This is a genomic window from Hyphomonas sp. (assembly GCF_013823385.1).
In the GTDB taxonomy this organism is placed as follows: Bacteria; Pseudomonadota; Alphaproteobacteria; order Caulobacterales; family Hyphomonadaceae; genus Hyphomonas.
This window is the reverse complement of the sequence record NZ_PNMA01000027.1, coordinates 45,691-55,336: the sequence shown is the minus strand read 5'-3', so window position 1 is coordinate 55,336 and position 9,646 is coordinate 45,691. Positions and strand designations below refer to the sequence as shown.

9 protein-coding genes are annotated in these 9,646 nt (G+C 62.9%); 8 read left to right on the top strand and 1 reads right to left on the bottom strand.

Annotated elements, in window-relative coordinates:
• Positions 1–461 precede the first annotated feature (461 nt).
• From C0456_RS14850 to C0456_RS14815, 8 genes are all read left to right on the top strand, one after another.
• Entirely contained in the window at positions 462–1,907 is a 1,446-nt protein-coding gene (locus tag C0456_RS14850; RefSeq protein WP_291053708.1) for an amidohydrolase, read from the top strand.
• Positions 1,908–2,030: 123 nt separating this feature from the next.
• Positions 2,031–2,417, top strand: a complete 387-nt coding sequence (locus C0456_RS14845; protein ID WP_367179285.1) for a DUF6614 family protein — start codon at positions 2,031–2,033, stop codon at positions 2,415–2,417.
• 243 nt (positions 2,418–2,660) lie between these two features.
• Positions 2,661–3,803 carry a quinolinate synthase NadA gene (nadA, locus tag C0456_RS14840; protein ID WP_291053704.1) on the top strand — a complete coding sequence of 381 codons (1,143 nt, stop codon included), beginning with the start codon at positions 2,661–2,663 and terminating at the stop codon, positions 3,801–3,803.
• Positions 3,804–3,878: 75 nt separating this feature from the next.
• Positions 3,879–4,340: a hypothetical protein gene (locus tag C0456_RS14835; protein WP_291053702.1), complete on the top strand. Its 462-nt coding sequence runs from the start codon at positions 3,879–3,881 to the stop codon at positions 4,338–4,340.
• 12 nt (positions 4,341–4,352) lie between these two features.
• Complete coding sequence (locus C0456_RS14830) at positions 4,353–5,942, top strand: L-aspartate oxidase (protein ID WP_291053700.1); 1,590 nt, start codon at positions 4,353–4,355, stop codon at positions 5,940–5,942.
• Positions 5,943–5,953: 11 nt separating this feature from the next.
• Positions 5,954–7,177 (top strand): hypothetical protein, encoded by a 1,224-nt coding sequence (locus C0456_RS14825; RefSeq protein WP_291053698.1) that lies wholly within the window; start codon positions 5,954–5,956, stop codon positions 7,175–7,177.
• Positions 7,178–7,271: 94 nt separating this feature from the next.
• A complete protein-coding gene (gene nadC, locus C0456_RS14820; RefSeq protein ID WP_291053696.1) occupies positions 7,272–8,129 on the top strand; it encodes a carboxylating nicotinate-nucleotide diphosphorylase in 858 nt (285 codons plus the stop codon).
• A gap of 54 nt (positions 8,130–8,183) precedes the next feature.
• The gene (locus tag C0456_RS14815) at positions 8,184–8,993 is read left to right on the top strand and encodes an SDR family oxidoreductase (protein WP_291053694.1); all 810 of its coding nucleotides are present in this window, start codon (positions 8,184–8,186) and stop codon (positions 8,991–8,993) included.
• Here the strand turns inward: C0456_RS14815 and C0456_RS14810 are convergent.
• On the bottom strand, positions 8,990–9,646 hold the full coding sequence (locus tag C0456_RS14810) for an O-methyltransferase (protein ID WP_291053692.1): 657 nt from the start codon (positions 9,644–9,646) through the stop codon (positions 8,990–8,992). The genes C0456_RS14815 and C0456_RS14810 overlap by 4 nt on opposite strands.

Here is a 9,646-nt window from a genome sequence, read left to right as displayed (position 1 = left end):
CGACATGGCAGGGAGTATACATCCGTTCCCGGAGGGGGTGGATGAAATTCCTGGAAATCGCGGTTTTGCTGCAGGTGCAGCGGGAATTTTGTTGGATAGGCTTCGTTTTTGCGGAGAGGGGCCCCACCCGCTGCTCGGGCAATCGCGGTGCGATTGCTTATCCTCGCAGCCCCCACATCCATGGGGAGGGGACCTGTTGCGTTTGGGGAGCGGGACGGTTTCGGCGAAGAGTGACTTGCCCCCTCCCCGCTGGCGGGGAGGGTTGGGGTGGGGTGGTTATCCGCTTGAAACGCCATTGGAGGTTTTTCCGGAAAGCTCCAAAAAACTCCAACGGCGCTCCAGGGACAGATCTGGACAAATCCGGACAATCCCGGACACTTCCCGGACGCCCCCTTCCCCCTGGGGGCATTCCTGACTAGGCTTTGGGCCGTTGAGGGAAATCTGCTTGAAGGGGCGCTGCCATGATGATCCGCCGGAGTTTGCTTGTTGCCGTGATGGCGCTGGGGCTGGCCGCGTGTGGCGGGGAGAAGCCCGAAGAGGGCGGCGGCCCGAGGGAGCTGCGCCCGGACAATGGGGCGGCGGTTTCTACCGCGAGCGCCGTGACCGGCCTGCCGGTGGGCGAGTTGCGCTCAGCCGAGCCCAGCCTGGTGGAGCTTTACAAGAAACTGCATGCCAATCCCGAGCTTTCCTTCCGTGAGGTGGAGACCTCCAAGCTGATGGCCAGCGAATTGCGGTCGCTGGGCTTTACGGTGACCGAAGGGCTGGGCGACGCCTGGGTGCGCGAGAAGGCAATGAAGGACATTGGCGAGGTGAAGCCCGGCGTGGGCGGCTATGGCGTGGTGGGTGTGTTCGAGAATGGCCGCGGGCCGACGATCCTGATCCGCGCCGACATGGACGGCCTGCCCGTGCCCGACCAGTCGGGCTTTGACTTTGCCTCCAAGGTGGTGTCCCAGACCTGGACCGGCGTGGAGAGCCCGGTGATGCATGCCTGCGCGCACGACATCCACATGACCGTCTGGGTGGGCACCGCGCGGGAGCTGATCAAGAACAAGGACAAGTGGAAGGGCACGCTGGTGATGATTGCCCAGCCGGCCGAGGAGATCGGCCTGGGCGCGCAGGCGATGCTGGCGGACGGGCTCTACACGAAATTTCCGACCCCGGATTATAATCTCGCCCTACATGTTTCGGCGAGTGCGCCGGCAGGCGTGATCAACTATTCCTCCGGCTTTGCGCTGGCCAATGTCGACAGCGTGGACATCACCGTAAAGGGCGCGGGCGGGCACGGCGCCTATCCGCATACGACGCGCGACCCGGTGCTGATCGGCAGCCATATCGTGGTGGCGCTGCAGAGCCTTGTCTCGCGCAACACCAACCCGCTGGAGTCTGCCGTGGTGACGGTCGGCTCGTTCAAGGCGGGCGCCAAGCACAACATCATTGCGGATGAGGCTGAACTTCTCATCACCGTGCGTTCCTATGATGATGCCACCCGCAAGATGCTGCTGGACGGGATCAAGCGCATTGCCGAAGGCCAGGCCGCCGCCTTTGGCGCGCCCGCCCCGGAGATCAAGATCGAGAGCGACTATACGCCCGCGACCTATAATGATCCCGAGCTGACCGAGCGGGCGATGAAGGCCGTGGCCAAGAAGCTCGGCCAGGACAATGTGCGCGCGGTGCCGCCTGTGATGGGGGGCGAGGATTTCAGCCAGTTTGCGCGCACGGACGAAAAGATCCCCGGCGTCATCTTCTGGCTGGGCGCGGTGAATGCGGACAAATACGCCGCCTCGCAGATTGACGGAATGCCCCTGCCCTCCCTCCACTCCCCGCTGTTCGGGCCGGACTATGATCCGGCGATTGCCACCGGCGTGGAAGCGATGACCACGGCGGCGATGGACCTGTTCAAGGACTGAGCTTCTGGAGGTGCGAGGCTGCCTGTCAGGACAGGGATTGCCTCGCAGCGCCCAATTATGAACGAGAAGTTCACTTGAAACTTCGGGCCCGGAGTAAGGCTTGTTAAACGTCCGTATGCGTTAATGGCGTCCGGCAATCCAGCAAAGAGGAACAAGCCAATGAATCTCTACCATTGCATGGTTGAGCTCAAGGATCCTGACCGGTCTCTGGCGTTTGCCGCAGCTGTAGACGCCTGGCTTGGACTGCTGGAGCAGCAGCGCCTCATCCGCAACTGGCGGATGCTGCGGCGCAAGTTCGGGCTGGCCTCCGGTGCGCATACTGATTTCCTCATCGAAATCGAGATCGACAGCATGGGCGCGCTGGAAGATACGTTCGCCAGCCTCGCCAAGATGGATGATGAAAGCACGCGGCTGTATGAGCGCATGCACGGCATGATTGCCTCGATGCAGATCGGCCTTTACCGGCCCTATCCCGATCCGGCGCAGCGCGAACGCATCTCCCTGCTCTGACACGGCCGCCGCAGGTTAAGCCGCAGTTTCAATAAAGGCAGGATTTAGGCAGCGGCCTTGCCTTGGGGGGGCGTCTGCGCTAGATACCCTTTTGCTCAGACTGCGTATAAGGTTCATGCCTCCGTCGCAAACGAGCCCTGAAAGCCGGAGCGTTTTTGAGGGAGCCCTTGAAACGCTTCTTTTCAGGCCTAACTTATACTCAAATCGAGCATAAATAGCTCGATTGGTTGAAGGAGGTTCCTCATGGCGCGTCTGATCGATGCTGGTCCCGGCTGCCCGACCCCCACGCCGCTGCGCGGCAAATCTGCCGCCGAGGCGCGCGGCCTTGTGTATGACGACGCCGTAAAGGCGGAGACCGATCCGCTTTACCCGCTGGTGCAGGACTTCGTGACGCCGATGGAATGGCCCGCGATTGCGCCGCTGGTGGCCGGTATCAACCGGCTGAAGCGCGAGAAGAATGCGGTGATCCTCGCCCATAATTACATGACGCCGGATATTTTCCGCCTGGTGGGCGATTTCCGGGGCGACAGCCTGCAGCTGGCGCGGGAAGCCGCGACGGTTGAGCAGAAGGTGATCGTGCAGGCCGGCGTGCATTTCATGGCCGAGACCTCGAAAATCCTCGCGCCGGAGAAGACGGTGCTGATCCCCTCGCTGGAAGCGGGCTGTTCGCTCGCAAGCTCGATCACGGGCGCCGATGTGCGGCTGATCAAGCAGAAATACCCCGATTACCCGATCGTGACCTATGTGAACTGCACCGCTGAGGTGAAGGCCGAGTGCCATATTACCTGCACCAGCTCCAATGCGGCGCAGGTGGTCGAAGCCATCGCGAAGGAATGGAATTCGGACACCGTGATCCTGGTGCCGGATCAGTATCTGGCCAAGAATGTGGCCGCGCAGACGGGCATCCGCATCCTCACCTGGCCGGGCGCCTGCGAGGTGCATGAGCAATTCTCCGCAGAGGACGTCAAACAGCTGCGCGAGGCCCATCCGGGCGTCGTCATCCTGGCGCACCCCGAATGCCCGCCGGATGTGCTGGAGGCGGCCGACTATGCCGGCTCCACCTCGGCGCTGGCCAATTATGTGTCGGAGAAGCGGCCCAGCAAGGTCGTGCTGCTGACCGAATGTTCGATGAGCGACAATGTGGCGGCGGAAAACCCTGGCGTGAACTTCATCCGCCCGTGCAATCTCTGCCCGCACATGAAGCGCATCACGCTGGAAAACATCTATGACTGCATGGTGACGGGCGTGCATGAGGTGACCATTCCGGAGGATGTGCGGGTGCGCGCCAAACAGGCGCTGGACGCGATGCTGGCGCTGCCCAAGATGGAGCGGCCGCTGGATTTCGTGACCGGCCTCAAGCCGATGGAACTCGAACTCGTTGTCTAGTGCGCAAACCGGCTTGCCAGAGGCGGCCCGGAGGGTTGAAGTCAGCATGGCGTGTTCAGGAGAGTGACCTTGCGGATGTTCGGTGGACGCACTGTAGCGGTGCTGATGATGGCCTGCATGATGGCGGGCCCTGCGCTTGCCAATTCGGGAAAGAACAAGGATCCGTCGGATGTGCTGGGCAGCTGGAGCTTCCAGACGAGCCCCTATCGCAGCGGCCAGTGTGTGATGAGCGGCACGATGCGCCTGTCTCCGCACCCGGATGAAGGGCGCTATACGTGTGAACTGACGGCGGTGGAGATGTGCTCCATGTGGGGCCGCTCGGTCGTGCGCCAGTCTTGCGAGGCGCGCCGGTTTGGCGATCAGGTGTCGATCCGCTCCACCATCGAGGAGATGCTGGAGACGAAGTTTGAAGGCCTGCTCTATGTTCCTGACAATTTCACGCTGACGATCCAGTCTCACGAACGCATGTTCGGAGCGCTCGTCTCTGCTGTCACCGCGCCGGTGGAATTCCGCCGCGCGAATGACGGCATTTCCTGATCGGATAGAACCATGCTTGCGGGGACAGATGACCGCCTCCAGGCCGGCGCGGGGGCGGCGACGGATGTGCTGATCGTGGGGGCGGGCCTTGCCGGCCTGTTCCTGGCGCTGAAGCTGGCGCCCCGGCCCTGCGTGGTCGTGTCCCCGGCCCCGCTGGGCCAGGCGTCTTCCTCCGCCTGGGCGCAGGGGGGACTGGCCGCCGCGCTGCATCCGCTCGACAGCCCGGCGCAGCATGCGGCAGATACAGTGGCCGCCGGGGCGGGCCTCGTGGACCCGGTGATTGCGCGGCTGATTGCCGAAGATGGCCCGGCCCGCGTGCGCGACCTGGTGGCGCTCGGCGTGCCGTTTGACCGGACGCCGGACGGCCAGCTTGCCCTCTCGCTGGAGGCGGCCCATTCCCATCCGCGCGTCGCGCGGGTTTCAGGCGACCTGGCTGGCAAGGCAATCATGGACGCGCTGGTGGCCGCCGTGGCGGCGGCCCCGCATATCGAGCTGATCGAGGGCGCGCGGGCCGAGGCGCTGCTGCAGGCCGTGCACGGCCGGATCGGCGGGGTCATCCTGCGCGGCAGCAATGGCCGGCCGTTTGTGAAAACGGCGCGGGAGACTGTTCTGTGTACGGGCGGATCGGGCGGGCTTTACCGCGTGACGACCAACCCGAAGGAAGCCCAAGGCGAGGCCATTGCCATGGCACATGTGGCGGGCGCCTTGCTGGCCGATCTGGAATTTGTGCAGTTCCATCCGACCGGTATCGACATTGGCCGCGACCCTGCCCCGCTCGCCACCGAGGCGCTGCGCGGTGAGGGCGCGACGCTGCACAATGCCGATGGGCGCGCCTTCATGGCGGATTATCATCCGCTGGCAGAGCTTGCCCCGCGCGACGAGGTGGCCCGCGCGATCCATGCCGAGCGCGCGGCCGGGCGCGGCGCATTTCTCAACTGCGTCACGGCGGTGGGCGAAGAATTTCCCCACCATTTCCCGACCGTATTTGCCGCATGCATGAGCGCGAACATCGACCCGCGCCGCGACATGATCCCGGTCGCGCCAGCAGCGCATTATCATATGGGCGGGATTGTTTCCGATCTCTGGGGCCGCTCGACCCTGGATGGGCTGTCCGTCTGCGGAGAGTGCTCCTCTACCGGGGCGCATGGGGCCAACCGGCTGGCGTCGAACTCACTCCTCGAAGCCGTGGTGTTTGCCGAGCGGATTGCCCGGCGCCTGCGCGAGGCCGACCTTTCCGAAGCGGGCGCCAGCAGCGGCGCCGTCACCCCGCGCCTGGCCGCGCCGGACATGCTGGCGCTGCGCGAGGCGATGTCACGCCATTGCGGCGTGGTGCGCGAGGCGGGCGGGCTGACCGAGCTGCTCAGCCTGATCGAGCGGCTGGAGGCAGGCTGCCCCGGCGCGCCGCAGCTGACCGCCGCGCGCCTGATCGCCAGCGGGGCGCTCGCCCGCACCGAAAGCCGCGGCGGGCACTTCCGCACCGATTTCCCGGCGACCGGCGCGCCCGAACGCCAGTTCCTTTTCCGCAGCGATACTCATGCAGCGATGGCAATCGGCGGTGAGGAAGAAAACCAAATCGGAACCTTTGGTTGCCAGCCTGCCTGACGGGCGCTATCTTGGGCGAACTGTCATCACGGGCGGCTGCTTCGCCTCCCGAACAGAGGGCTTGCCTGATGCGCATTGGCTGCAAGGCAGCAATTGCTGCGACCCTACTTTCAACATTCCTCGCATGGCAAAGCGGCCACACGCAGACTGAAGCCCTCGGCTATTTTCCTGACCGGGCATCCCTGCATCGCGACCTCTGGCAATCTTACGCCTATGTTACCTCCGGTGAAGTCAATCCCAACGTCATTGACTGGACTGTTCAATTTGCATCAGCCTACGGACGGGAAGACCTCATCGTCAGCATCGTGGAGAGATACATCAGCCGACCTTGCGTTTCGGAAGAACCGTTTGATCCGGAGAAAATAAGGGAGGCGATCAAAGCGCATCAAGTCGTAGTCATCAGCGAGACCCATCACTCGGCCGATGACCGGCAGCGCATTTTGGATATGGCCAGAATCTTCGCTGACGAAGGTTTCACCTACTACGCGGCAGAAACCTTTCAGGATGAAGTTTTTACGGCGGGGATAAAGACCGGCATCAATGCCGGGTTCTATTCCAGCGAGCCCTTCTACGGCAGACTTTTGAGAGAACTAGCGCATCTGGAATTTAAGTTTGTTCCGTTCGAAGCCCGTCTTTCAGGCCAAGTGGAGGGGGACAGGCGTATACTTCGGGAACAGGTACAGGCGGCAAACATTATTGATCGGGTGCTGAAGGAAAATCCTGATGCGAGGATTTTGGTTCATGTCGGCTGGGCGCATGCCTTTGAATCCCCGGAGGACGAATACGGCATGGCCTGGATGGCGCGGCGGCTGAAAGAAATGTCCGGCATAGACCCTTTGACCATTTCCCAGACCTTCTGCCGCGCCAATGGAGACGAAGCCGTTCTCATTCGCGGCGCAGACGAAGGCGGAAAGGACGAACTTTCTCACACAGACCTGGCTATCGGCATTCCTTCATGGTCCTTTCTGGATGGGCGGCCGTCCTGGCATCGAAATCTGGGGTTTCATCCAGTGCCCGTGCCGGCCGCTTTGAGGGATGAGACCCTGCCTGTGATCGTGGAGGCCATGCCGGAAGGCTCGGACGAACTGGCGGTACCCGAAGACAGGCTGCTAATCGCGCCGGAAGAAACCCATGTTCTCATGCTGCCGGACGGCACATACGACCTTTTCAGCTTCACGCAGGCGGGCCAAATGCGCGGCCCGGTCCGCATCGAGGTCACGTCTCTTGCGGAATGATATCGGTCCGGCAGTAAACCTTCGGTCATCCCTTGTTTTTATGAAACCGGGATTGTTCTAGTAGTTACAGATTCCAAATGCGAGATCGTCGCCGATGACACCCTATATTCCCCCCCTCTCTCCGATCATCCTTGATCCGATTGTGCGCCTGGCGCTGACCGAGGATCTGGGGCGGGCGGGCGATCTGACGACCGATGCGACGATCCCGCCCGAGACGCGGCTTTCGGTGGTGATTGCGGCGCGGAGGCCCGGCGTGATCGCGGGGCTGGACGCGGCGGCCTATGCGGCGCAGCTGGTGGACCCCGAGCTGAAACTGCAGGTCGAAAAGCCTGATGGCAGCGCGCTGAGGCCCGGCGATGTGGTCGCGCGGCTTGAGGGCTCTGCGCGCTCCATCCTGATTGCCGAGCGCACGATGCTGAATTTTCTGGGCCGGCTTTCCGGCGTTGCCAGCCTGACGCGAAAATATGTCGATGCGGTTGCGCATACGCAGGCGAGGGTTGTCTGTACAAGGAAGACAACGCCGGGGCACCGGGCGCTGGAGAAGCGCGCGGTGCGCTGCGGCGGGGGCACGTCTCACCGCTATGGCCTGGATGACGCGATCCTGATCAAGGACAATCACATTGCCGCCTGCGGCGGCTCAATTGCGGTCACGCTGGAACGGGCAAAAGCCTATGCCGGGCATCTGCGGATGATCGAGATCGAGGTGGATACCCTCGCCCAGCTGGAAGAGGCGCTGAAGCATGGGGCGCACGCTATCCTGCTCGACAATATGAGCCTTGATCAGCTGCGCGAAGCGGTGGTGATGACGGCCGGGCGCGTGGCGCTGGAGGCTTCCGGAGGGGTAACGCTGGAGACAGTCGGCGCGATTGCCGAGACGGGCGTGAACTTTATTTCGTCTGGCGCACTGACACATTCGGCGCCCAATCTTGACCTTGGCCTCGATGTGGTCTGACAGTCTCCGCCAAACACGCTGACATAGTCAGTGATAGATCATGGCGGAGGAAACATGGCAGGCGCAAACGGCCGCAAGGCAATCTTCATCACGGGCGCAGCCTCGGGCATCGGCGCGGAAACCGCGCGGCACTTTGCGCGCAAGGGCTGGTTCTGCGGGCTCTATGACGTCAACGAGATGGGCCTGAAGGCTGTCGCCGCCGAAATCGGCGCGGAGAACTGCCACCTCGCCAAACTGGACGTAACCAAGCGGGTTGATTGGGCCGCGGCGATGGACGGCTTTAGCGCCGCCACCGGCGGCAAGATGGACGTGCTGTTCAATAATGCCGGGATCGGGCGCCATGGCTGGTTTGAGGACATCCCGCCGGAAGAGGCCGACCTCATCATCGACATCAATGTGAAAGGCGTGGTGAACGGGGTCTATGCCGCCCTGCCCCTGCTGAAAGAGACACCGGGCGCGCGCATTGTGAACACGGCATCTTCTGCCGGGATTATCGGAGCGCCGCAGCTCTCGGTCTATTCGGCGTCCAAATGGGCCGTGCGGGGGCTGACCGAAGCGCTCGATGCGGAGTTTCGCGATCTCGGCATTCGCGTGACGACGCTGATGCCCTGGTTTGTCGACACGCCGATCCTCGACATGGGCAAGACGGAAGGGGCGAACGAGAAGATGTCGGACCAGATGAAGGCCAATGGCGCGAAGATCTATCCGGTGTCGATGGCGGCGGAGAAGGTCTGGGACGCCGTGCATGGCGACGACATCTACTACATGGTGGGCAAGGAGGCCGACCGGGTGCGCTTCATGACGCGCTGGATGCCAGGCTTCATTCGAAAATCCATTCGCAAGAATGTTCCGGCCAGGGATTAACGCCGGATGGCCAGGGCAAGGCCATCATGGCCCTTGATGCCGACCTGCTGAAGCACGATGGATTCAAACTGCGGGTGGGCTGACAGCTCTGCGAGGAAGCGCGCGGCGCCCTGCGCCATGGGATCATCCGCTGGCGGATCAAGCACCGCGCCCTTTCGCACGACATTATCTGCCAGCAGCAATCCGCCCGGCCGCAGGAGGCGCGCAGCCTCTGCAAGGTATTCCGGATACTCGTCCTTGTTGGCGTCAAGGAAGACAAGATCGAAGGGGCCGGTGAGGCTGGCAAGCGATTCGAGTGCGCGGCCGGGAAGGATCAGCGTCTGCGAGCCAATGCCGGCCTCGTTGAAAGAGGTGCGGGCGAAGGCGGCGTAGGCCGGATCGATTTCCAGCGTGACCAACTCGCCGTCGTCGGGTAATGCGCGGCCGAGCCATATGCCGGAATAGCCGCCCAGCGTGCCGATTTCCAGAATACGGCGCGCGCCGGAGAGTTTGGCGAGCAGGTAGAGCAGCTTGCCCTGCCCTGCCGACACTTCAATGTGCGGCAGGCTCGCATCTGCGGCCCGCTGGCGCAGCCGGATGAGCGCCTGATCCTCGGATGCAAAAAGGCCGTCGATGAACTGATCGACGGCCTCAAAGATCGGATTGTCTGCCAT

What these genes read in the sequence shown, in the direction of transcription:
- C0456_RS14850 (WP_291053708.1), top strand. Translation starts at nt 462, where the DNA reads ATGATGATCCGCCGGAGTTTGCTTGTTGCCGTGATGGCGCTGGGGCTG.
- C0456_RS14845 (WP_367179285.1), top strand. Translation starts at nt 2,031, where the DNA reads ATGGCGTCCGGCAATCCAGCAAAGAGGAACAAGCCAATGAATCTCTAC.
- nadA (WP_291053704.1), top strand. Translation starts at nt 2,661, where the DNA reads ATGGCGCGTCTGATCGATGCTGGTCCCGGCTGCCCGACCCCCACGCCG.
- C0456_RS14835 (WP_291053702.1), top strand. Translation starts at nt 3,879, where the DNA reads ATGTTCGGTGGACGCACTGTAGCGGTGCTGATGATGGCCTGCATGATG.
- C0456_RS14830 (WP_291053700.1), top strand. Translation starts at nt 4,353, where the DNA reads ATGCTTGCGGGGACAGATGACCGCCTCCAGGCCGGCGCGGGGGCGGCG.
- nadC (WP_291053696.1), top strand. Translation starts at nt 7,272, where the DNA reads ATGACACCCTATATTCCCCCCCTCTCTCCGATCATCCTTGATCCGATT.
- C0456_RS14815 (WP_291053694.1), top strand. Translation starts at nt 8,184, where the DNA reads ATGGCAGGCGCAAACGGCCGCAAGGCAATCTTCATCACGGGCGCAGCC.
- C0456_RS14810 (WP_291053692.1), bottom strand. Translation starts at nt 9,646, where the DNA reads ATGGCAGACAATCCGATCTTTGAGGCCGTCGATCAGTTCATCGACGGC.